Source organism: Ochrobactrum sp. Q0168 (genome assembly GCF_016427605.1).
In the GTDB taxonomy this organism is placed as follows: domain Bacteria; phylum Pseudomonadota; class Alphaproteobacteria; order Rhizobiales; family Rhizobiaceae; genus Brucella.
Genome location: NZ_JAELXQ010000005.1, coordinates 62,088 through 83,539, shown reverse-complemented (window position 1 = coordinate 83,539; position 21,452 = coordinate 62,088). Strand labels below are relative to the sequence as shown.

Below are 21,452 nucleotides of genomic sequence, written 5' to 3'. Positions count from 1 at the left end.
ATGCGATACATAAAGTTAGCTGGCTTTTATCTCCTCGTGGCTATCATCATTCTGGTGGCGGTGTTCCCGTTCTATTATGCGATCATCACCAGTGTGAAATCAGGAACGGCGCTGTTTCAGGTCGATTACTGGCCGACCAATCTCTCGGTTGAAAACTATACGAGCGTGTTAACACAGGGCAGCTTCCTACGCAGTCTCGGCAATTCGTTGCTGGTGGCAACGGTCGTGGTGGCGATCTCGCTTTTGCTGGCAATAACAGCGGCCTATGCGCTGGCGCGGGTGCGTTTCCGGGGCCGGGGGCTGTTGCTGCTCACCATTCTCTCGGTGTCGATGTTCCCGCAGATTGCGGTGCTGGCCGGTCTGTTCGAGTTGATCCGCTTCCTCGGTATTTTCAACACGCCGCTGGCGCTGATCTTTTCCTACATGATCTTCACCCTGCCTTTCACGGTGTGGGTGCTCACAACCTTCATGCGTGATCTGCCGATGGAGATTGAAGAAGCGGCCATTGTCGACGGTGCATCGCCATGGGTCATCATAACGCGGGTCTTCATGCCGCTCATGTGGCCCGCTTTGGTGACGACAGGTCTGCTTGCCTTCATCTCTGCATGGAACGAGTTCCTGTTCGCGCTCACCTTCACCTCGTCCGGCGGCCAGCGCACCGTGCCGGTGGCTATCGCGCTTCTGTCCGGCAGCAGCCAGTTCGAAATCCCTTGGGGCAACATCATGGCGGCTTCGGTCATCGTCACGGTTCCCCTCGTCATCCTCGTGCTCATCTTCCAGCGGCGGATCGTCTCCGGTCTGACGGCGGGTGGCGTAAAGGGCTAGGAGTGTTAAACATGGCAGAACTTCAATTACGCGATGTGCGCAAGTCTTTCGGCAGTTTCGAGGTCATCAGGGGGGTGGACATGGATATCCGCCCGGGCGAATTCATGGTGTTTGTCGGTCCGTCCGGCTGTGGAAAATCCACCTTGCTGCGCCTGATCGCGGGGCTGGAGGAGATTTCATCGGGCAGTCTTTCCATCGATGGAACGGTGGTCAACAGCTTCACCCCGTCAAAGCGCGGCATTGCCATGGTGTTCCAGTCCTATGCGCTTTATCCGCATATGACGGTCTATGAGAATATGGCCTTCGGCATGCAGCTTGCGGGCAAGAGCAAGGACGAATGCAAGAGCCGCATTCACAAGGCTGCGGAGATGCTGCAACTGACGCCCTATCTGGAGCGCCTCCCGCGCCAGCTTTCCGGTGGCCAGCGCCAGCGTGTGGCCATTGGTCGGGCCATTGTGCGCGATCCCAAGGTTTTCCTGTTCGACGAACCCTTGTCCAACCTCGATGCGGCGCTACGTGTGGCTACAAGGCTTGAGATCGCCAAGCTCCACCAGAGCATGGAAGACACCACCATGATCTATGTGACGCATGATCAGGTGGAGGCGATGACGCTGGCCGACCGCATCTGCGTGCTGCGCGATGGTCGTGTGGAGCAGGTGGGGACGCCGCTTGAGCTTTACGAAAAGCCGAACTCGCTTTTCGTCGCTGGGTTCATCGGATCGCCGAAGATGAATTTCCTGACCGGCAAACATGCCGAGTCTTTCGGCGCTCATACGGTGGGTTTGCGTTCGGAACATCTCGCCATCGTGCCCGAAGGCGGTCACTGGACCGGTCAGGTGATCCACACCGAAATCCTCGGTTCCGACACCTATGTCTATATCGATCTTGGCCTGGAGGAACCGCTGGTGGTCCGCGAAAGCGGCGTCGCGATGCGCAAATCCGGCGAGACGCTCTCGGTTTCCCCTGCAGGGGACAATATTCATCGCTTCGATGAAAAGGGCCGCGCCGTTTGACGTCGACCTCCCAAGCTCAATGAGATGAAACAACCGGGCCATGCTGCCCGCAGCAAGGAGAATTTCCGTGCCTATTCGCACAATCGTCTGGGGTGAAAACATCCACGAGCAGATCAACGAAACGGTGCGTTCGGTCTATCCGAATGGCATGCACAACACGATTGCCGATGCGCTGAATACCGACAGCGGCATTCAGGCTACCACCGCCACCTTGCAGGAGCCGGAGCATGGCCTGCCGGAAGCGCGTTTGACCCATACCGATGTGCTGGTCTGGTGGGGACACAAGGATCATGGCGCTGTCAGCGACGAGGTGGTGGAGCGCGTGGCCAGGCGCGTCTTCGAGGGCATGGGGCTCATCGTGCTTCATTCCGGCCATTTCTCCAAAATCTTCAAGCGGCTCATGGGCACGCCCTGTGCGCTGAAATGGCGCGAGGCGGGCGAGCGCGAGCGCGTCTGGGTCGTCAATCGCGGCCATCCGATCGCGCAGGGGCTGGATGAGAATTTCGTGCTCGAAAATGAGGAAATGTATGGCGAACAGTTCTCCGTGCCGGAGCCGCTGGAAACGGTCTTTATCTCGTGGTTCGCGGGCGGCGAAGTGTTTCGCTCCGGCATGACCTGGCGTCGCGGTGCGGGCAATGTGTTCTATTTCCGCCCCGGCCATGAAACCTATCCGACCTATCACGACGCCAATGTGCAGACCGTTCTGCGCAATTCGGTCAAATGGGCGTACAATCCGCAACCGGCATGGACGAGCATCCACGCCGCGCCGAATGTTCCGGTCGAAAACGCGCTGGAGCCAATTGTCGAGCGCGGACCCAAGCTGCACAAGGCCGGTGAAGCCGGTTATCGCTGAGGTGCATGATGCGTCTTCTTATTCTGGGTACTGGCGGCATGGCGAAAAACCATGCCGAAGCCTTCAAGGCGATTGAAGGCGTCGAGGTCGTCGCGGCCTGCGATGTGTCGGCGGAACGCGTCGATGCGTTTTCGGAAAACCACGACATTCACAACCGCTTCACGCGGCTTGCGGATGCGCTGGAATGGGGCCGCTTCGATGCGGTTGCCAATGTGACGCCGGACGCCATCCATCACCCGACCACGCTGGCGCTGGTTGGCGCGGGCAAGCATGTCTTTTGCGAAAAGCCGCTGGCGGAAAGCTACGAAAAGGCTGCCGAAATGGCCGATGCCGCCGAGCAGGCCAATGTCGTCAATATGGTCAATCTGACCTATCGTAATGTTGCGCCCTTGCAGAAGGCGCGGGAAATGGTGCTGGCCGGGGAGATCGGTCAGGTGCGCCATTTCGAGGCGTCCTATCTGCAAAGCTGGCTGGTGTCGAAAACGTGGGGCGACTGGAAGACCGAGAGCAAATGGCTCTGGCGGCTTTCGACCCGTCATGGGTCGAATGGCGTTCTGGGCGATGTCGGTATTCATATTCTCGACTTCGCGTCCTATGCCATCGGCAGCGATGTGGAACGAGCGTCTGCGCGGCTGAAAACCTTCGCCAAGGCGGAAAACGACCATATTGGCGAATATGTACTGGATGCCAATGACAGCTTCGTCATGATGGCGGAATATGCCAATGGCGCGCTGGGTGTCATTCATGCCAGCCGCTGGGCGACAGGGCATCTGAACGAGTTGCGCCTGCGCATTCATGGCGACAAGGGCGCATTGGAAGTGCTCCATACGCCGACCGGATCGAGCCTGCGCGGCTCTATCGGCGAGGATATCGAAAAGCCGGTCTGGCGGGATATCGATGCCGGTATTGTCGAGACGAACTATCAGCGCTTTGCCCGAGCGGTGGCTGACGGTGTCGGGCTGGAGCCGAGTTTCCGCCACGCCGCCAATCTCCAACGCGTGCTGGATCATGCCATGGTCGTGGACAAGCCTTTGCCGGAAGTGGCGGCAAGCTGACCCCCAAAGCGCCGGTCTGTTGCAAACGGGTCGGCGTCTTGCTCGTGGCAATCCCTCTATCGTAAAGTGCGGGATATTTCCGCCTGCGTGGCTTTCAGCGCCGGAAGATAGCGTGCGATGACATCGCCCATCGGTTCATCGGTCAAAGCCAGACCGACATTGAGCGCTGCAACCACCTTGCCATGAAAATTGGTTAGCGGCACCGCCATGGAACGCAGACCGATTTCCACTTCCTGATCGATGCTTGCATAGCCCTGCTCGCGGACGCGGGTAAGCTCCTCCATGATGCGCGCCAGATCGGTTTCCGTTCGCGGCGTGCGGGCGATGCGATGGCTCGCATTCAGCGTTTCAAGCGCCTCTTCATGAGGCAAGGCCGCCAGAAGCACGCGTCCCATTGAGGTGCAATAGGCAGGCAATCGCGATCCCGGCATCAGCATCACCGACATGACGCGCTGCTGCGCGGCGCGGGCGACATAGACGATCTCCGTCTCATCAAGAATAGAGACGGAGGTGCTTTGGCGGATTTCGTCCGACAGGCGGTCGAGAAAGGGCTGCACGATACGCGGAAGCGGCATGGACGCCAGACATCCGGTGCCAAGCCGCAGGATACGCGGCGTCACCGTAAAATATTTGCCGTCATAGGCGCAGTAACCAAGCTCGGCCAAAGTCAGCAGGCAGCGGCGGGTGGTGGCGCGATCATAGCCGGAAATCTCCGCCGCGTCGGAAATGCTGAGCCGTGGGTGATCGAAGGTGAAGGCCTCAATCACTTTAAGCCCCTTGGCCAGTCCGCCCATCATGTCGCGATCCTTGATCTGCACGCGGGCCGCCTCCTTGATTGTGCGATTATCGAACAAAGTAAGCATAACGCACAAAACCATTGTGGTCGAGGGGGCATCGTTTTATTCAATCTGGTGCGCATTTTTGAAAAACGGTTCTCGATTTCGACATGCGCACCGCCCGGCCCGACTTTGGCGCTGCGGTCGTCTGAGGAGAAAGATATGGACAAGACAATAGGAAGCCTTGCGGAAGCGGTTGCTGGGATCGGTGATGGCGCGACCGTGATGATCGGCGGGTTTGGTGGATCGGGCGCGCCGATTGAACTCATTCACGCGCTCATCGACAAGGGGCCGAAGAACCTGACGGTCATCAACAACAATGCCGGTAACGGTCGCATCGGCATTGCCGCCATGATCGACGCGGGACTGGTCAGGAAGATGGTCTGTTCGTTTCCGCGTTCGTCCGATCCGCGCGCCTTCACGGACAAATATCTGGCCGGGGAAATCGAGCTTGAGCTGGTTCCGCAAGGAACGCTCGCCGAACGTATCCGCGCCGGTGGTGCAGGCATCCCGGCTTTCTATACGCCGACCGCTTATGGCACCGAACTTGCAGAAGGCAAGGTGATCGCTGAATTCGATGGCCGCGCTTACGTGCAGGAACGCTGGCTGAAGGCCGACTTTGCGCTGATCAAGGCGCATGTGGCTGATATTCACGGCAATCTCAACTACCGTATGGCGGCGCGTAATTTCAATCCGCTGATGTGCATGGCGGCCGCCAAGACCATCGTGCAGGCATCCCAGATCGTGCCGCTTGGCGGCATCGAGCCGGAAAATGTCATCACACCGGGCATCTTCGTCGACAGCATTGTCGAAGTCGCAAACCCGCAGCAGGAAGAAGAACTCATTCGGGCAGGAGTGGCCTACGTATGACCGTCGATACTCGTGAGGACATCAAGCTTTCCAATGCCCAGATCGCCTGGCGTGCGGCGCAGGATATTGCCGACGGCGCTTATGTGAACCTTGGCATCGGTTTTCCCGAAATGGTCGCCCGCTATCAGCCAGAAGGCCGCGAGGCGATCTTTCACACCGAGAACGGTATTCTCGATTTCGGCGAAGCGCCCCCGGAAGGTGAGGAAGACTGGGATCTCATCAATGCCGGCAAAAAGGCGGTAACGCTGAAGCCGGGTGCGGCTTTCTTCCACCATGCCGACAGCTTCGCCATGGTGCGCGGCGGTCATCTCGACGTGGCGATCCTCGGCGCCTATCAGGTGGCGCAGAACGGCGATCTGGCCAATTGGCGCGTGGGCGCCAAGGGTGTGCCTGCCGTCGGCGGCGCGATGGACCTCGTCCATGGCGCCAAGCAGGTGGTGGTCATCACTGAGCATGTCACCAAGAAGGGCGAGCCGAAGCTGGTCGAAAAATGCGCCTTTCCGCTGACCGGCGTGGGCTGCATCACGCGCATCTACACGAGCCATGCGGTGATCGACATCGACAAGGGCCGTTTTGTGCTGCGCGAAAAGCTTGCCGCAATGACGCTGGAAGAGCTACAGGCTATGACCGGCGCAAAGCTGCATATCGATGGCCCTGTCGCCGATCTCGTTGTTCCAGAATTGTGAGGCCTGTCATGACCGAAGCCTATATTTGCGATTATATCCGTACCCCCATCGGTCGTTATGGCGGCGCGCTTTCTGCAGTCCGCGCCGACGATCTTGGCGCTGTTCCGCTGAAAGCGCTGATGGCGCGCAACGCTTCCGTCGATTGGGAAGCCGTCGATGACGTGATCTTCGGTTCGGCCAATCAGGCAGGCGAAGACAACCGCAATGTCGCGCGCATGTCGTTGCTGCTGGCCGGTCTGCCGGTCGGCGTCTCCGGCACGACGATCAATCGTCTGTGCGGTTCGGGCATGGATGCGGTCATCGCCGCTGCCCGCGCCATCAAGGCAGGCGAAGCGGAATTGATGATTGCGGGTGGCGTGGAAAGCATGAGCCGCGCGCCTTTCGTCATGCCGAAAGCCGACAGCGCCTTTTCGCGCAAGGCGGAAATTTTTGACACCACCATCGGCTGGCGCTTCGTCAATCCGCTGATGAAGAAGCAATATGGCGTCGATTCCATGCCGGAAACCGGCGAGAACGTTGCCGAAGACTATAAGGTCTCGCGCGCCGATCAGGATGCCTTTGCCGTTCGCAGTCAGAACAAGGCCGCTGAGGCGCAGGCCAACGGACGTCTGGCCAAAGAAATCGTGGCGGTTACTATTCCGCAGCGCAAGGGCGATCCGATCGTCGTGGACAAGGACGAGCATCCGCGTGCCACCAGCATCGAAGCCCTGGCCAAGCTGCCGACGCCCTTCCGGGAAGGCGGCACGGTCACGGCGGGCAATGCGTCGGGCGTCAATGACGGCGCTGCCGCGCTGATCGTTGCATCCGAAGCGGCAGTGAAGAAATATGGCCTCACGCCTATCGCCCGCATTGTGGGCGGTGCGACGGCTGGCGTGCCGCCGCGCATCATGGGCATCGGCCCGGCACCGGCGACCAAGAAGCTCAGCGCCCGCATCGGCATCGCGCCCGATGCTTTCGACGTGATCGAGCTGAATGAGGCTTTCGCCTCGCAGGGCCTTGCCGTGCTGCGCGAACTGGGCATTGCCGATGACGACAGCCGCGTCAATCCGAATGGCGGCGCGATTGCGCTCGGTCATCCGCTCGGTATGTCGGGTGCGCGCATTGCTGGCACGGCGGCGCTGGAACTGTCGCTGAACGGCGGCAAATATGCGCTCGCCACCATGTGCATCGGCGTCGGTCAGGGCATTGCCATTGCGCTTGAGCGCGTCTGATCCATCTTCTGCATCTCCAGCGAGATTGTGAAACAGCTTTGCTGGAGATGTTTGCGGATTAGTCGACCGAATGAGGTTCTTGGCGGAAGAGAATGGGAGTCGAACCCACCAAAGACCGTCTATCGGCCCCTCCCGGATTTGAAGTCCGGACGCCCCACCAGGGACGCGTCTCTTCCACTATTTAGCGCGTACTTGCGGTTTTTTCACTCTGCGTGAAATCGCCGAACAAGTCCAGCTTGTGACGGTTTAGCCGACGCAAATCTCCGCGTCGGATCGTGACGCTGTTGCGATCAAAGAACTCCAGAATCTGGATGGCTACCTTACGTCCACTGTCCACGCGGTCGCGAAAGCGCGCGGCGATAAACCAGCCGCTGTCGAATTCTTTATCCATCACTGCGAGTATGCCGATCATCTCGGCAATCGTGCCTCGCTGAAAAAAGTGATCGTGCGCGACTTCATGCACACGTCCCATCCGGCCACCAAGCTTGAGAATGCGGCGGATCTCTTCCTCCTTTTCATCAAGCAAACCGGCAATGTCACGCACGCGTGGCGGGCGAAAGCGCGCTTCGCCGTCAAGCATCGGCGCGATCCGCTCCCATAGCGCGGTGTCGGCGTCACTCATCGCCACTTCATGGTCGCTGAGACGAAGCCATGCGCCGTCGAGCTGCACCAGTTGCGCATCGGTCAGCGCGGCTATCGCAGCCCGGAAGGCGCTCGCGGGCAGGCGCGGTTTTAAAAGCAGGCGTAGTCTTTCCACACCCATGCCGATCAGGTCCGGGTTCTCGTCATGGAAAATGCAAAGCCGCTCCAGAATGTCGCCGCGCAGCGCATCCCAGCGCTCCGGCAACAGCAGCAATTGGGACTGGCCCTGAGGCAGAACTGTCGCATGGAGCGCCTGTGCCAGAGATTGCGGCTCATCGGCCAAAGCCCGGTCACGCAGAAAGGCAGCTGCATTCAGATAAAACGGATCGACGGACAAAAGCCCGCGTGCTGCTTCTACCGGGTCGTCAATGCCGTGGGCGGCGAGTTGCGCCATCCGTTCGGGACTGCGGCGCTTGCGCTGCGGCGGGCGCAGATCGAGAAAGCGACCGCCGCCTATCGTGCGCTGCGCGGAGACATCGCGAACAACAAATCGATCTCCTGATGCAGCTGCAATCGGGCGGTCCAGCACCAGCTGCACACGTCCATGCGCGCCCGGCGCGAGGCCATCATCCTGCGACAGCACGATGCGCGCACCCACTTCAGCAGACGCGTGGTGCAGCCGCACCGGAAACCACTGGTCCATCGGCTTGCGTTCCGACGGCAGGATGGAAAGCGAAGCGTCGATGCGGTCTGTCGGCATATGCAGGTGAGGCGACAACACCATGTCACCGCGACTGACAGCTTCCTTGGAAATGCCATCGCCTGCCAGATTGAGCGCGCAGCGATCGCCTGCCTGTGCGGTTTCGCTTGGCTGGTTCTGCGCATGGATTGTGCGCACGCGTACCGGTTTGCCCGAAGGGCTGATGGTCAGTTGATCGCCAATTCTGACAGTGCCGGAAAGGACGGTCCCCGTCACGACTGTACCCGCGCCCTGAATGGTGAAGGAGCGGTCCACGGCGAGGCGAAAGCGTCCATCGGCACGGCGATTGGGGAAGCTTTGCGCCTCGGTCTCGAGGGCCGCTCTAAGCCGGTCCAGTCCTTCGCTGGTGACGGTGGAAGCCGGCAGTATGGCGGCATCGGCAAGCGGTGTTGTGGCCAGAACGTTGCGGATGTCGGCTTCCACCGCGCTCACGCGCGCGGCGTCGACAAGATCGCTTTTCGTGATCACAACGATGCCGCGTTTGATCCCAAGCAGATTAACGATGGCCAGATGTTCGCGTGTTTGCGGCATAATGCCATCATCTGCCGCGACCACAAGCAGAACGAAGTCGATGCTGGCCGCGCCCGCCAGCATTGTATGCACGAATTTTTCGTGTCCCGGCACATCGACGAAGCCGAGGATTTCCTGTTCGTTGCCTGTCAGGGGCAGATAGGCAAAGCCAAGATCGATGGAAATGCCGCGTGCTTTTTCTTCCTTGAGCCGGTCGGTGTCGATTTGCGTCAGCGCGCGCACGAGGGACGTCTTACCGTGGTCGATATGTCCCGCCGTGCCGATAATCATGGGCGGCGTCCCCCGGCAGCTCTTGCCTCAGCTGTCCGGCGTTCGTCATCATCCAGCTGATCGCGAGCTGCTTGCAGGAAGGAATCGGCAAGGGCGCTGCCTTCAAATCGGGCACGCAACAAATGTTCGTAAGCCGCCAAAGCATCGCGCTGCACACCCATGCCGAGATGCAACGCTGCGCCGAGCATCGCCTCCCCATCGGCATCGCCAGAGTCCGCCGCCTTGCGCCACCAGAACACGGCTTGCGCTGGGTCACGCGGCACACCGACCGCATTATGATAGATCATACCAAGCCGCGTCATGGCGGCGGCAACGCCACTTTCGGCGGCTTTCAGCGCCCATTCGCGTGCTTCAACCGGGTCGACGGAAACAGCATCGCCTTCCAACAGCATCCAGCTCAACATGTCCTGCGCTTGCGGGTCGCCCTGTAGGGCAGCCAGCCGATAAAGCCTCGCCGCTTCCGGATAATCGGGGTCAATGTCCTCGCCCTTGAAGAGAAGTGAGGCGAGATTGCGCTGGCCGGAGGCGTCGCCAGCTTTAGCCGACAAGGCCAGCCATTGCTGTGCGAGATTGATATTTCTGTCGACTCCCATGCCGCCTGCAAAACAAGCGCCGATATTGTTCTGGGCGCGGGCATTGCCCTTGCGCGCCAGCGGTTCCCATATTGACAGAGCGGTGGCGTAGTCCCCCGATTTTGCCGCGACGAGCGCCTGCTCCAGTGACTGCGTGTCACTATCCTGTTTCGGCTTGCGGGAGAAAAGATCAGTGAGCCGCATAGGAAGCCAGATTCCTGACAAAGCCCGCCTCATCATCGAGGCAGCGCAGATCGAGAATGAAAGCACCTTTTTCAATGCGGCCGATCACCGGCAGCGGCAATTGTCGCAGCGCGGTGGCCAAAGCAGTAAGCGCGGAGCCGCTGCCGTCTTTCGGGACGATGGACAATCCGGCGCTTGGAACGGTCGATAATGGCAAGGCACCGGAGCCGATCTGGCTGGCGCATTCGGTGACCGTCACATCAAAGGCAGCACCGAGCATCTTTTGCAGTTCCGGCAGCAATCGAGTGGCTTGAATGGCGATGTCGCTTTTCGATCGCGCCAGATAGCGGAGCGTTGGCAGCTTTTCGGCCAGTCTTTCGGGGTTGCGATAGAGCTTCAGCGTTGCCTCCAGCGCGGCAAGCCTGATCTTGTCGACGCGAAGGGCGCGCTTCATCGGGTTCTTGTTGATGCGGGCGATCAGATCGTGCCGCCCGACGATGAACCCGGCCTGTGGGCCGCCCAAAAGCTTGTCGCCGGAGAAGGTGATGATATCGGCCCCTTCGGCAACTGCTTCACGCACGGTCGGTTCATGCGCCAGACCGAAAGCCGCCAGGTCGGCGAGTGTGCCGGACCCAAGGTCGTTGACCAGCGGCACGCTGCGCGCCTTGGCGATTGCCCCAAGCTCTGTAGCCGATACCTCGCGGGTAAACCCTTCAATGCGATAATTGGACGTATGGACCTTCAATATCAGCGCGGTATCCGGCCCTATGGCGCTTTCATAGTCACGCGGATGAGTGCGGTTGGTGGTGCCAATCTCCACCAGCCTGGTGCCAGCGCGGGTCATGATATCGGGCATACGGAATGCGCCGCCGATTTCAATCAGCTCACCGCGAGAAACCACCGACTCCTTGCCTGCCGCAAGGCTATTCAGCACCAGCAGCACGGCGGCAGCATTGTTGTTGACGACGGTTGCGTCTTCCGCACCAGTCAGTTCGCAGACAAGTGCGCGCAGATGATCATCGCGTTCGCCGCGCCCGCCGGTTGAAAGATCGAACTCCAGCGAAACGGCTTCACGCATTGCTGCCGTCGCAGCCTCGATGGCCGCTTCGGCCAGAATGGCGCGACCGAGATTGGTGTGCAGAACCGTTCCCGTCAGATTGAACAACGGGCGCAGGCTCGATTGACCAGAGGCTTCAAGCAGATCGATGGCTCGTGTGGCAATCTCTGCGCTGCTGGACGGTGCAGCGCCGGATTTCACGGTTTCGCGAATGTCGGTCAGGATCGTGCGAATGGCTTCAGTGAGTGCCGAGCGACCAAAGCGTTCGAGCGCTGAACCGAGTTCCGGCATTTGCAGGAGTGCATCGACGGAGGGCAGTTGCCGCAGGTGAGACCGGGTCTGATCCATGGCGCCTCACAATCCTGCAAGCAAGGCTGCAAAACCGCCGCGCCGATAGGGCGTTTCGCGCATCAGCATATCGAGGCCGGGGCTTGCCACATCGTCGGTCATCGGGTCTGCATCGGTGGATTGCTGCTGGTAGATGATCTTGGTCCAGCTTTGGCATTCGTCACAGGTTTCCGCCTTGATGACGCCGCCGCCGTCTTCGACCTCCTTATAACCGACCCCTTTGGTAGAGCCACAGCAGGTGCATTTGATGCGGACATAGTGCCAGAGCGTGTTGCAGACCGAGCAGGAACAAAAGCGCGCGCCATGCGCACCTTTCCAGCCAACGACGACTGAACTCGACGGCATGCTGCCGCAAGCGGGGCAGACCCCGTCTGCAACAGGGTTCACGGCTTTTGGATTAAGCGCGGATGCCAGCCGCGTGAAATGCAACTGGAGACCGGCCCAGATATAGATATGTTCGGCAATCGCATCCGGCGGTAGTATGCCGGTGAAGACCGCATCGATCATGCGGCGGCGCTCCGCCGGGCTGGCTGCGGCCACCCGCTCCAAAGCGTCGGCGGCATCCTGTGGTTTGGCGATATCGCGGGCGCGATCAAACAGCTTGTCGAAGATTGAATTTAGGGTGCCGTCCGATGCCGCCGCATCGCGGTCAATGCAGGGCATTTCCAGCAGTTGAGTGGAGTCTGATTGTGTCGCTGGACCTAGCTCGTTCTGAACGGCTGCTTGGGCATCGCTCAGATCGGCGACAAATTCGAGATAGGGTTTGAGCGGGCTCACCGACCCCAGCAGCCGCAGGCGCGAGGCTCTACGGGAAAACAGGTCGTCAGGATCGGGCAATCGCACAAAGGGTGGAGACGATACCTCGCCAATCGCCGTCGGGTCCGGCGCCAGATCTGTCTTGCCTGCCATTCTACTCCCTCACGAACCCGCCGGGCCACGTGGACCAGTGCAACCATATTCATTCTCGGTCGATCGCCAGATTTTTCAACCCGGCGATGCGTAAAATCATGCTGCTGGTTTGCCGCTTGTCGGTTTCGCCTTGCGCTTGGCGTTCAGCTCACGCAGCCATTTGCGATGGTGCCGCCATGCCCAGCCGCCGGTCACCGTGCCGCGTGTCATGGCGCTGAATGTGCCCCTGATCCAGATTGCCGCGTAAACATGCACGATCCAGACGCAGATGGCGACGACAGCGGCCATCGAGTGGACCAGCAGTGCCCAGCGTTGCTGGTTGATGCTAACGATAGAGCCGAAATATTCGTTCCAGATCGCGAGACCAGAGACGATCAGGATGATGATCAGCAATGACATCGACCAGAAAACCAGCTTCTGCCCGGCATTATATTTGCCGACTTCTGGCAGTTTTTCCTCATCGCCCGCAATCACGTCATTAACTTGGCCAAGCCAGCGCGTGTCTTCGCGCTTCCAAAGATTGGCACTCCAAAAACGCACGAAAAGACCGAGGAAGCTGAAGAACAGCACAACGCCGATCCACGGATGGATGGTGCGTGTCCATTGCCCGCCGCCGAAAAGACCGGACAGGAAAAACAGCCAGGGGTGGAACATGGCAAGCCCGGACAGCGCCAGCAACACAAGGCTGACAGCAGTGATCCAGTGATTGATGCGCGCGCCGCCGGAATAGCGATGCACCCGCATGGGCTTGCCCGGTTCTATGGCATCGCTGGCGGAAACATCGTCAAAGTCGGTCTTGCTCATGAGCTTTTTTCTCCCGTGAGCTTTTCGGCCTCTTCCTCATCATGTTCGGTCACGATATTCGGACCCTTAAAGATATAATGCAGGAAGCCGGTGGCGACGGCCAGCCCCATCACCGCCATGCCTGCATATTTGGAGACGCCCTTCCAGACTTCGACAACCGGGCTGATGCGCGGATTGTTCGGCAAGTTGGCGTAAATTTCCGGTTTATCGGCGTGGTGCAGCACATACATGACGTGTGTGCCGCCGACTCCCGGCGGATCGTAAAGCCCTGCATTTTCAAAGCCACGGGATTTCAGATCCTTAATGCGTCCATCGGCCCATTCCTTCATCTCGTCCTTGGTTCCATAGACGATGGCCTGGGTTGGGCATGCTTTAGCGCAGGCTGGGCCTTGTCCAACCGCAATGCGGTCGGAGCAAAGGGTGCATTTATAGGCCTTGTGGGTCACTTCCGAGACGCGCGGGATGTTGAACGGACAGCCCTTGATGCAATAGCCGCAGCCAATGCAGTTATCGTGGATGAAATCGACGATGCCGTTGGAATATTGCACGATGGCGCCCGGCGCCGGGCAGGCCTTGAGGCAGCCTGGGTCCTCGCAATGCATGCAGCCATCCTTGCGGATGAGCCATTCCAGATTGCCGGTATCGGGATTATCCCATTCGGTATAGCGCATGAGCGTGAAGGTATTCGGCGTCAGATCATGGGGGTTATCATAGACCCCCACATTGACGCCCACCTCCTCATGCGTGTCGTTCCATTCGGCGCAGGCCGACTGGCAAGCCTTGCAGCCAATGCATTTCGAAACGTCGATCAGCTTGGCCACCTCGGTCTGACGCTCGGCGGGCGGCGTCACGGATGACGCCGACCGCCGCATCAGGTCATTGTCACCAAAGCGCGGAGCCTGTGGCTGGACGCTAGGATTGGGAACGGGTGGAAACATGTCTAGCCCCTCCTAAGCCACGGGCGCGCTGCTGCGCTCTATATTGACCAGAAACGCCTTGAATTCCGGCGTCTCGATATTTGCGTCACCGACGAACGGGGTCAGCGAGTTGGGGCCGAAGCCCTTGCGGGCAGCGCCCATGAAGCCCCAATGCAGCGGAATGCCGACCACATGCACCGTCTTGCCGTCGCAGATCAGCGGCTTGATGCGTTTGGTCACCACTGCCTTGGCCTTGACCGAGCCGCGCTTCGACCAGACGCGCACCCAGTCGCCCTTGGCGATGCCCTTTTCCTTCGCCAGTTCTTCCGAAATTTCCACGAAGAATTCCGGCTGCAGCACGGCATTCACATGCACATGCTTGGTCCAGTAGTGGAAGTGTTCGGTCAGACGATAGGAGGTCGCCGCATAGGGAAACTCCTCGGATGCGGTATCGGCGAACTGCTTGAAGTCGTTGTTGAAGACGCGGGCCACCGGATTGCCCCGGATATTCGGCGCAACCACATTGGCCAGCGGTGACTCAAACGGCTCGTAATGGGCCGGGAACGGACCATCCCGCATCATGCCGCGGCAGAACAGGCGGGACGCGCCTTCCGCGTTCATGATGAACGGCCCGACTTCCTGCGGCTTGGCGGTCGGCGCAATGTCCGGCACGTCATAACCCGTCCACTTCTCCCCATCCCATTCGATGAGCTTGCGGCTCGGGTCCCACGCCTTACCGTTGAAATCGGCAGAAGCGCGGTTATAGAGGATGCGACGGTTGGCGGGCCATGCCCACGACCAGTTCAGATAGGCTCCGGTCTCGCCGGGGTCGTTATTGTCGCGACGGGCCATGTTGTTGCCCGCTTCGGTGAAGCAGCCGGTATAAATCCAGCAGCCCGACGATGTTGAGCCGTCATCGCGCAGAACTGCAAAAGCGGGCAGCAGCTTGCCTGCCTCCAGCACCACCTTGCTTGGGTCTGTCGGGTCCGTCAGCGTGGTGAGCGCACGACCGTTCAGTTCCTGCGCCAGTTCTTCGGCGGTTGGTTCTTCCGGGTCTTTGTACTCCCAGACCAGATTGAGAATTGGATCGGGGAAAGCGCCCCCTTCCTTGCTGTAAAGCGCTTTCAGCCGCATGAAGATCTGCGCCATGATCCAGTTGTCAGTCTTCGCTTCGCCGGGCGGCGTTGCTCCCGGCCAGTGCCATTGCAACCAGCGGCCGGAATTGGTCAGCGCGCCTTCATCCTCCGCAAAGCAGGTGGATGGAAGCTGGAACACTTCCGTCTGGATCGACGCCGTATCGACGTCATTATACTCGCCGTGATTTTCCCAGAAGCGCGATGTTTCCGTTTCAAGCGGGTCCATCGTGACGAGGAATTTCAGCTTCGACAGGGCTGCGGTCAGCTTGTTGCGGTTCGGCACCGCCATCAGCGGATTAAATCCCTGACAGACATAGCCATTGACCTTGCCTTCGTTCATCATGTCGAAAATGCGCAATACGTCATAATTCGGCACGTCGAGCTTGGGCAGCCAGTCATAGGCGAAGTCGTTGTCCACGGTGGCGGCGTTGCCCCACATGGATTTCTGGAAGCTCACGAAGAACTTCTTATAGTTCTGCCAGTAGCTTGTCTGGTTGGGACGCAGCGGCTTGAAGCTGCGTGTCGACATATAGGTGTCGAGGTCGATTTCCTTCTCCACCGGGATATTCATATAGCCCGGCAGAAGATTGGACATCAGGCCGATATCGGTCAGGCCCTGAATATTGGAGTGACCGCGCAGAGCATTCATGCCGCCGCCCCGCACCCCGATATTGCCGAGGATCAGCTGCAGCATCGCCATGCCGCGAATATTCTGCGCGCCCTTGGAATGTTGCGTCCAGCCAAGCGCATACATGGATGTCATTGTCTTGGTGGGCGACGAGCATTCGCCGATCATCTCGGCCACTTTCAGGAATTTCTCTTTCGGTGTGCCGCAAATGCGCTCGACCATCTCCGGCGTGTAGATGGACACATGCTGTTTCAGCAGGTTCCACACGCAACGCGGATGCTGCAGCGTATCGTCCACGACGGCATAGCCATCGTCACTGATTACATATTCCCAGCTTGAGCGATCATAATCGCGCTTTTCCTCGTCATAGCCTGTAAACAGCCCGTCCTTATATTCAAAGCCGTCCTTGACGATGTAGCTGGCATTGGTGAAATGCTTCACATATTCCCACTGCACGTGATCATTCTGGATGCAATAATTGATGACGCCGAGCAGGAAGGCGATATCCGACCCCTGACGGATCGGCGAATAATAATCCGCCACCGATGCCGTGCGCGTGAAACGTGGATCGACGACGATTAGCCGGGCACCACGGTTGGCCTTGGCCTCCGTCACCCATTTGAAGCCGCATGGATGCGCTTCCGCCGCATTGCCGCCCATGACGACGATGAGGTCCGTGTTTTTGATGTCTGTCCAGGCGTTGGTCATTGCGCCACGGCCAAATGTTGGGGCGAGACTCGCCACCGTCGGGCCGTGTCAGACGCGTGCCTGATTATCGAATGCGACTATGCCTGTGCTGCGCACCACCTTGTAGGTGAGAAACGCGGTCTCGTTGGTCGTCGCGGAAGCGGCGAGGAACCCAGTCGATGTCCAGCGATTGACGGTAACGCCCGCCTCGTTCTTCGCGATGAAATTCGCATCGCGGTCATCCTTGAGGTGGCGCGCGATCCGATCCAGCGCATCCTCCCATGATATCCGCTTGAATTCGCTCGAACCCGGTTCACGCACCATCGGATATTTCAGGCGGGTTTCCGCCTTGACGAAATCCTTGAGCGCCGCGCCCTTGGGGCACAGCGTGCCGCGATTGGTCGGGTGGTCCGTATCGCCTTCGATATGGATCAGGTCGGCTTTCTCGCCCTTGCGCAGATCGCCCTTGGAATAAAGGATGATGCCGCAGGCCACAGAGCAATAGGGGCAGGTATTTCGGGTTTCGGTCGTATTGGCCAGTTTGAAGGGACGGATGGATTCGGCATAGGCGGTTTCCACCGCGCCAAAACCGAAAGAACCGAGCGCCGAAGCCGCTACCACCGCTCCCGTTCCGCCCAGAAACTGGCGGCGTGAGAGCTCCACATTCATCGTGCGATACCTCCCTGATGATCAGAACCGACGTGAAGGGTATATGGTTTCCCTGGCACGTTGTCGGGCAGGTTTGACTTTCACAGCGCCAGTTCAACGCAATAAGATGCAGTTGTCAACCGAACGGAAGGTCGAAAAATATAATAACAAAGAGGATTTATTTATAACATGACTGCATTACTCAAGTATTAATACGTGGGTGTAATCTTCGCAATGACTTTCTCTTATTTGTTCGTTGATTGACGGACTCCTACAAACGCGTCAGACTGCCGGTGTGACTTCTTTCGCTGCTCCCGAGTTTCGGGGCCTTGATCACAGATCATTCCTGGCCTGTGCTGACCGTTCCGGTCAGGCGCAACAGCAGCGCTTTCTCCGCACCTTCGCAAGCAATAAAGCTTATCGCTACAAAAGGGGATCGTCATGAACCGTCGGGAACTCCTCAAATCCGGTGCCGCCTGTGCCGCCATAAGCGCCATGCCGGGCTTGTCCTTGGCGCCTGCCCTCGCTGCTGACGATACCTTTGCGCCGCAGCCGTCGAACTGGCGCAGTTTCGAAATAAAGACCGTCGTCAATCCGACCGCATCCCAGGATATCATTCGTGCATGGGTGCCTTTGGCCGGTTTTCAGGCGGATGACTGGAACCGTCCGGAAGGCAATCGCTGGACGACCAACGCCAAGGTCGCGCAGATCAATCGCGATCCGCGCAGCGGTGTAGGCCTCCTCTATCTCGAATGGGCGCCGGGTGAAGAAACGCCGACCGCGGAAATCATCAGTCTCGTCTCGACTCGCGACCGCGCCAGCAGCTTTGAGGCGTCGGCGGCAGTCGTGCCACTGACACCGACCGAACGTGCGAAATATCTGGCCGGAACACGGCTTGCACCAGTGGACGGCATTGTTCGGGAAACCGCGACCAAGATTATCGGCGACGCCGCGAGCGATCAGGACAAGGCCCGTCGCATCTATGATTGGGTTGTCGCCAACACCTATCGGCGCGCGTCCACGCGCGGCTGCGGCGACGGCGATATCGTCGCCATGTTGAAGAGCGGTGATCTTGGCGGCAAATGCGCCGATCTCAATCCGCTGTTCGTGGCGCTGGTGCGCTCGGCGGGCATTCCCGCGCGTGATCTTTACGGGGTGCGGGTGGCACCCTCCGCTTTCGGTTACAAGAGCCTTGGCGCGAAGAACGAGGTCATCACAAAGTCACAGCATTGCCGTGCTGAAATCTATCTCGACGGCGTCGGCTGGGTGGCGACTGATCCGGCCGATGTGCGAAAGGTCATGCTTGAAGAAGAGAAGGACGGTTTGACGGCGGACGATCCGCGTGTGGTTGCCGTTCGTCAAAAGCTCTTCGGCGCATGGGAAGGCAACTGGATCGCCTTCAATGATGGCAGCGATATCGATTTGCCATCCGCGCAGGGCGGGGAGCTTGGCTTCCTGATGTATCCGCAAGCCGAAGTCGCCAATATGCGGCTCGATTGTCTCGACGCGGACGCTTTCCGTTATAGAATGACGGCGCGCGAGATCACGATCTGATACGAAATAGCATCACGGGAACCTTGTTCGGCTCAGGAGGAATTATGGATATCGCATCGCCGATCCGTCTCAGCACTCTCGCACATGGCGGCGGCTGCGGTTGCAAGCTGGCGCCTGCCGTGTTGCAAAATCTGCTTGCCGATCAGCCTGCCATTCAGCCTTTCAAGCAGTTGCTGGTCGGCACCGAGACCGGCGACGATGCGGCGGTCTGGCAGCTCGACGATGAAACCTGTGTGATCGCCACCACGGACTTTTTCATGCCGATGGTGGATGATCCGGTCGATTTCGGGCGCATTGCGGCCACCAATGCCATATCCGATATTTACGCAATGGGCGGAACGCCCATCATGGCGCTGGCGATCCTCGGCATGCCGGTGAACCAGATGCCTGCCGAAATGATCCGCGATATTCTGAAAGGTGGTTCCAGCATCTGTGCCGAAGCCGGTATTCCGGTTGCGGGTGGGCATTCGATCGATGCGCCGGAGCCGATCTACGGGCTGGCGGTGATCGGCACTTGCAAGCTTGCCAATCTGCGCAAGAACAGCGGGGCGAGACCGGGCGATGCGCTCATTTTGACCAAGGGGCTCGGTGTCGGCATCTATTCCGCCGCTTTCAAGAAACAGGTTCTTGATAGTGCCGGTTACGATGAGATGATCGCCTCTGTCACATTGCTGAACCGGGTCGGTGCCGAACTCGGCAAGGATGAAGCGGTGCACGCGGTGACCGATGTGACGGGCTTCGGTATTCTCGGCCATGCGCTTGAAATGGCGCGGGGGTCCAAGGTCGGTATCACGCTTCGATACGGTGATCTTCCGCTCTTGGGCCAAGCCGCGCGCCTTGCCGAACAAGGTTTCATCACCGGCGCTTCGACGCGCAACTGGGCGAGTTATGGCGATGAGGTGCGGCTTCCAGACAACACGCCTCTCTGGAAGCGGCAATTGCTGACCGATCCGCAAACATCGGGCGGGCTGCTTGTTTCCTGCGCGCCGGATGCGGCTGCGCGCATTCTCGCAATGATCCGCTCTGCGGGTTATCTGGCTGCGAATATCATCGGCTCGGTTGGCGAAACACCGGCGGTCGTCACGGTGGTTGACTGAGCCCTGATTGAATTGCCAGTAAAATTCGAGCGTTCCTTGAGCGGCGACACAGCCTCAGGCATAGTGTTTCTGTAAAAATAAGAGTCGCAACCCGCGATAGGGACTAAGCATGTATTGGGCTGATGTTATCGGTATTGTGGCGGTTCTTCTTCTGGTGGCCGCTAACGGTTTCTTTGTTGCCGCTGAATTTTCATTGGTCGCGGTCCGTAAAAGCAGGGTGGCTGAACTGGTCGCGGCAAAGCGCACCAACGCTTCGGCTCTTATGCGCGCAGTGGATCATCTCGATGCCAATCTGGCGGCCACGCAGCTCGGCATCACCATTTCATCGCTGGCGCTCGGCTGGATTGGTGAACCGGCGCTTGCGCATCTCATCGAACCCGCTTTGGGCGCATTGCCGGCCAACTGGGCAAGCTTCGGCTCCCATGCCATCGCGGTTGCGATTTCCTTCATCATCATTACGGCGCTGCATATCGTGCTGGGCGAGCTTGCGCCAAAAAGCCTCGCCCTGCAGCGCAGCGAAGGCACGGCGCTCTTCGTCGTCCGCCCGCTGGGCGCGTTCACCTTCATCTTCTGGCCCGCTATTTCCACGCTCAATGCTCTGGGCAATCTGGTGCTGCGGTTGTGCGGTTTGCAGCCCGGCAACGGAGAGGGTTCGACCCATTCTCCCGAAGAAATCAAGCTGCTCGTTGCAGCCAGCCAGCAGGCCGGGCTGATCGAAATGACGCAGCGCGAAGTGGTGGCGCGCGCGCTGACCATCGGTGACCGTCGCGTCGGCGATATCATGACGCCACGGCGCGAGATCGACTGGATTGATGCCGATGACAGTCAAGAGCAAATGCTCAAGACTATCCGCGACTGCCGCCATGAACAATTGCTGATCGCCCATCAGAGCATTGATGAACCCATTGGCATGGTTCTCAAGAAAGACCTGCTGGATCAGGTACTCGATGGCCATGCAGTCGACCCGCTGAAGGCAATCCGCGAACTCGTTGTGGTGCACGAAGCGACGCCGATTTTCCGCGTGCTGGAAATCTTCAAGAAAAGCCCGGTACGGCTGGTCGTGGTGGTTGACGAGTACGGTATTCTCGAAGGTATCGTCACGCAGTCGGACCTGCTTGAAGTCATTGCGGGCGACATTCCCGATCTTGACGACGAAGAGCCGGACATCGTGACCCGCACGGACGGCTCGCTTTTGATCGACGGTCTGATGTCGGCCCATGAGGCCTTTCATCGGCTCGGCTTTACGGAAGTGCCGGAAGATCGCGGCTATCACACGATTGCCGGTTTTGCGCTGTTGCAGCTGGGCGACTTGCCGTCCGTTGGCGACAGTTTCGAATATGACGACTGGCGCTTTGAAATCGTCGATATGGACGGGCGGCGCATCGATAAGATTCTTGCGCAGAAGTTATAGATTACGCGA

General features: G+C 59.2%; 18 protein-coding genes and 1 tRNA gene. 10 read left to right on the top strand and 9 right to left on the bottom strand.

Translation table 11 applies throughout. The features are described from left to right. From JAU75_RS11455 to JAU75_RS11440, 4 genes are all read left to right on the top strand, one after another. Positions 1 to 825 (top strand): carbohydrate ABC transporter permease, encoded by an 825-nt coding sequence (locus tag JAU75_RS11455; protein ID WP_199056648.1) that lies wholly within the window; start codon positions 1 to 3, stop codon positions 823 to 825. An 11-nt stretch (positions 826 to 836) separates the two neighbouring features. After that, positions 837 to 1,838, top strand: a complete 1,002-nt coding sequence (locus tag JAU75_RS11450; protein ID WP_199056647.1) for an ABC transporter ATP-binding protein — start codon at positions 837 to 839, stop codon at positions 1,836 to 1,838. Positions 1,839 to 1,905: 67 nt separating this feature from the next. Further along, positions 1,906 to 2,691: a ThuA domain-containing protein gene (locus JAU75_RS11445; RefSeq protein WP_199056646.1), complete on the top strand. Its 786-nt coding sequence runs from the start codon at positions 1,906 to 1,908 to the stop codon at positions 2,689 to 2,691. An 8-nt stretch (positions 2,692 to 2,699) separates the two neighbouring features. Then, positions 2,700 to 3,746 (top strand): Gfo/Idh/MocA family protein, encoded by a 1,047-nt coding sequence (locus tag JAU75_RS11440; protein WP_199056822.1) that lies wholly within the window; start codon positions 2,700 to 2,702, stop codon positions 3,744 to 3,746. A gap of 56 nt (positions 3,747 to 3,802) precedes the next feature. Here the strand turns inward: JAU75_RS11440 and JAU75_RS11435 are convergent, their stop codons facing one another. Then, positions 3,803 to 4,609, bottom strand: a complete 807-nt coding sequence (locus JAU75_RS11435) for an IclR family transcriptional regulator C-terminal domain-containing protein (protein WP_247880457.1) — start codon at positions 4,607 to 4,609, stop codon at positions 3,803 to 3,805. A gap of 135 nt (positions 4,610 to 4,744) precedes the next feature. On the opposite strand from JAU75_RS11435, the gene JAU75_RS11430 reads away from it, so the two are divergent. Genes JAU75_RS11430 through pcaF form a run of 3 tightly spaced genes read left to right on the top strand, consistent with a single transcriptional unit; the run spans position 4,745 to position 7,349 of the window. Beyond that, positions 4,745 to 5,452, top strand: a complete 708-nt coding sequence (locus tag JAU75_RS11430) for a 3-oxoacid CoA-transferase subunit A (protein ID WP_199056645.1) — start codon at positions 4,745 to 4,747, stop codon at positions 5,450 to 5,452. Beyond that, complete coding sequence (locus JAU75_RS11425; RefSeq protein ID WP_119039155.1) at positions 5,449 to 6,138, top strand: CoA transferase subunit B; 690 nt, start codon at positions 5,449 to 5,451, stop codon at positions 6,136 to 6,138. The genes JAU75_RS11430 and JAU75_RS11425 overlap by 4 nt, the downstream gene beginning before the upstream one ends. 8 nt (positions 6,139 to 6,146) lie before the next feature. Next, on the top strand, positions 6,147 to 7,349 hold the full coding sequence (gene pcaF, locus JAU75_RS11420) for a 3-oxoadipyl-CoA thiolase (RefSeq protein WP_199056644.1): 1,203 nt from the start codon (positions 6,147 to 6,149) through the stop codon (positions 7,347 to 7,349). Positions 7,350 to 7,429: 80 nt separating this feature from the next. Here the strand turns inward: pcaF and JAU75_RS11415 are convergent. The 8 genes from JAU75_RS11415 to fdnG form a co-directional block, all read right to left on the bottom strand. Next, a tRNA-Sec gene (locus JAU75_RS11415) sits at positions 7,430 to 7,525 on the bottom strand. Positions 7,526 to 7,530: 5 nt separating this feature from the next. Next, positions 7,531 to 9,492 (bottom strand): selenocysteine-specific translation elongation factor, encoded by a 1,962-nt coding sequence (gene selB, locus JAU75_RS11410; protein ID WP_199056643.1) that lies wholly within the window; start codon positions 9,490 to 9,492, stop codon positions 7,531 to 7,533. Continuing rightward, the gene (locus JAU75_RS11405; protein WP_199056642.1) at positions 9,489 to 10,268 is read right to left on the bottom strand and encodes a tetratricopeptide repeat protein; all 780 of its coding nucleotides are present in this window, start codon (positions 10,266 to 10,268) and stop codon (positions 9,489 to 9,491) included. Before JAU75_RS11405 ends, selB begins: the two co-directional genes overlap by 4 nt. Then, the gene (gene selA, locus JAU75_RS11400) at positions 10,255 to 11,652 is read right to left on the bottom strand and encodes an L-seryl-tRNA(Sec) selenium transferase (protein WP_199056641.1); all 1,398 of its coding nucleotides are present in this window, start codon (positions 11,650 to 11,652) and stop codon (positions 10,255 to 10,257) included. The genes JAU75_RS11405 and selA overlap by 14 nt, the downstream gene beginning before the upstream one ends. 6 nt (positions 11,653 to 11,658) lie before the next feature. Further along, entirely contained in the window at positions 11,659 to 12,561 is a 903-nt protein-coding gene (gene fdhE, locus JAU75_RS11395) for a formate dehydrogenase accessory protein FdhE (RefSeq protein WP_199056640.1), read from the bottom strand. 96 nt (positions 12,562 to 12,657) lie between these two features. Then, positions 12,658 to 13,365 (bottom strand): formate dehydrogenase subunit gamma, encoded by a 708-nt coding sequence (locus JAU75_RS11390; protein WP_199056639.1) that lies wholly within the window; start codon positions 13,363 to 13,365, stop codon positions 12,658 to 12,660. After that, complete coding sequence (fdxH, locus tag JAU75_RS11385; protein WP_199056638.1) at positions 13,362 to 14,303, bottom strand: formate dehydrogenase subunit beta; 942 nt, start codon at positions 14,301 to 14,303, stop codon at positions 13,362 to 13,364. The genes JAU75_RS11390 and fdxH overlap by 4 nt, the downstream gene beginning before the upstream one ends. Before the next feature lie 12 nt (positions 14,304 to 14,315). Beyond that, positions 14,316 to 17,402: a formate dehydrogenase-N subunit alpha gene (gene fdnG, locus JAU75_RS11380; protein WP_199056637.1), complete on the bottom strand. Its 3,087-nt coding sequence runs from the start codon at positions 17,400 to 17,402 to the stop codon at positions 14,316 to 14,318. Positions 17,403 to 17,822: 420 nt separating this feature from the next. On the opposite strand from fdnG, the gene JAU75_RS11375 reads away from it, so the two are divergent. The 3 genes from JAU75_RS11375 to JAU75_RS11365 all read left to right on the top strand — a co-directional run bounded on the left by JAU75_RS11375 (position 17,823) and on the right by JAU75_RS11365 (position 21,443). After that, on the top strand, positions 17,823 to 18,935 hold the full coding sequence (locus tag JAU75_RS11375; protein ID WP_199056636.1) for a transglutaminase-like domain-containing protein: 1,113 nt from the start codon (positions 17,823 to 17,825) through the stop codon (positions 18,933 to 18,935). A gap of 44 nt (positions 18,936 to 18,979) precedes the next feature. Continuing rightward, positions 18,980 to 20,032 carry a selenide, water dikinase SelD gene (selD, locus tag JAU75_RS11370; RefSeq protein ID WP_199056635.1) on the top strand — a complete coding sequence of 351 codons (1,053 nt, stop codon included), beginning with the start codon at positions 18,980 to 18,982 and terminating at the stop codon, positions 20,030 to 20,032. Positions 20,033 to 20,141: 109 nt separating this feature from the next. Further along, positions 20,142 to 21,443 carry a hemolysin family protein gene (locus JAU75_RS11365; protein ID WP_199056634.1) on the top strand — a complete coding sequence of 434 codons (1,302 nt, stop codon included), beginning with the start codon at positions 20,142 to 20,144 and terminating at the stop codon, positions 21,441 to 21,443. The last annotated feature ends 9 nt before the right edge of the window (positions 21,444 to 21,452 follow it).

Excerpts from the sequence above, each read along its gene's own strand:
- fdhE (WP_199056640.1), bottom strand. The coding sequence starts at position 12,561 with ATGGCAGGCAAGACAGATCTGGCGCCGGACCCGACGGCGATTGGCGAG.
- JAU75_RS11450 (WP_199056647.1), top strand. The coding sequence starts at position 837 with ATGGCAGAACTTCAATTACGCGATGTGCGCAAGTCTTTCGGCAGTTTC.
- JAU75_RS11425 (WP_119039155.1), top strand. The coding sequence starts at position 5,449 with ATGACCGTCGATACTCGTGAGGACATCAAGCTTTCCAATGCCCAGATC.
- pcaF (WP_199056644.1), top strand. The coding sequence starts at position 6,147 with ATGACCGAAGCCTATATTTGCGATTATATCCGTACCCCCATCGGTCGT.
- selB (WP_199056643.1), bottom strand. The coding sequence starts at position 9,492 with ATGATTATCGGCACGGCGGGACATATCGACCACGGTAAGACGTCCCTC.
- JAU75_RS11455 (WP_199056648.1), top strand. The coding sequence starts at position 1 with ATGCGATACATAAAGTTAGCTGGCTTTTATCTCCTCGTGGCTATCATC.
- selD (WP_199056635.1), top strand. The coding sequence starts at position 18,980 with ATGGATATCGCATCGCCGATCCGTCTCAGCACTCTCGCACATGGCGGC.
- JAU75_RS11405 (WP_199056642.1), bottom strand. The coding sequence starts at position 10,268 with ATGCGGCTCACTGATCTTTTCTCCCGCAAGCCGAAACAGGATAGTGAC.
- JAU75_RS11430 (WP_199056645.1), top strand. The coding sequence starts at position 4,745 with ATGGACAAGACAATAGGAAGCCTTGCGGAAGCGGTTGCTGGGATCGGT.
- JAU75_RS11435 (WP_247880457.1), bottom strand. The coding sequence starts at position 4,609 with ATGCTTACTTTGTTCGATAATCGCACAATCAAGGAGGCGGCCCGCGTG.
- JAU75_RS11375 (WP_199056636.1), top strand. The coding sequence starts at position 17,823 with ATGAACCGTCGGGAACTCCTCAAATCCGGTGCCGCCTGTGCCGCCATA.
- fdxH (WP_199056638.1), bottom strand. The coding sequence starts at position 14,303 with ATGTTTCCACCCGTTCCCAATCCTAGCGTCCAGCCACAGGCTCCGCGC.
- JAU75_RS11440 (WP_199056822.1), top strand. The coding sequence starts at position 2,700 with ATGCGTCTTCTTATTCTGGGTACTGGCGGCATGGCGAAAAACCATGCC.
- JAU75_RS11365 (WP_199056634.1), top strand. The coding sequence starts at position 20,142 with ATGTATTGGGCTGATGTTATCGGTATTGTGGCGGTTCTTCTTCTGGTG.
- selA (WP_199056641.1), bottom strand. The coding sequence starts at position 11,652 with ATGGATCAGACCCGGTCTCACCTGCGGCAACTGCCCTCCGTCGATGCA.
- JAU75_RS11390 (WP_199056639.1), bottom strand. The coding sequence starts at position 13,365 with ATGAGCAAGACCGACTTTGACGATGTTTCCGCCAGCGATGCCATAGAA.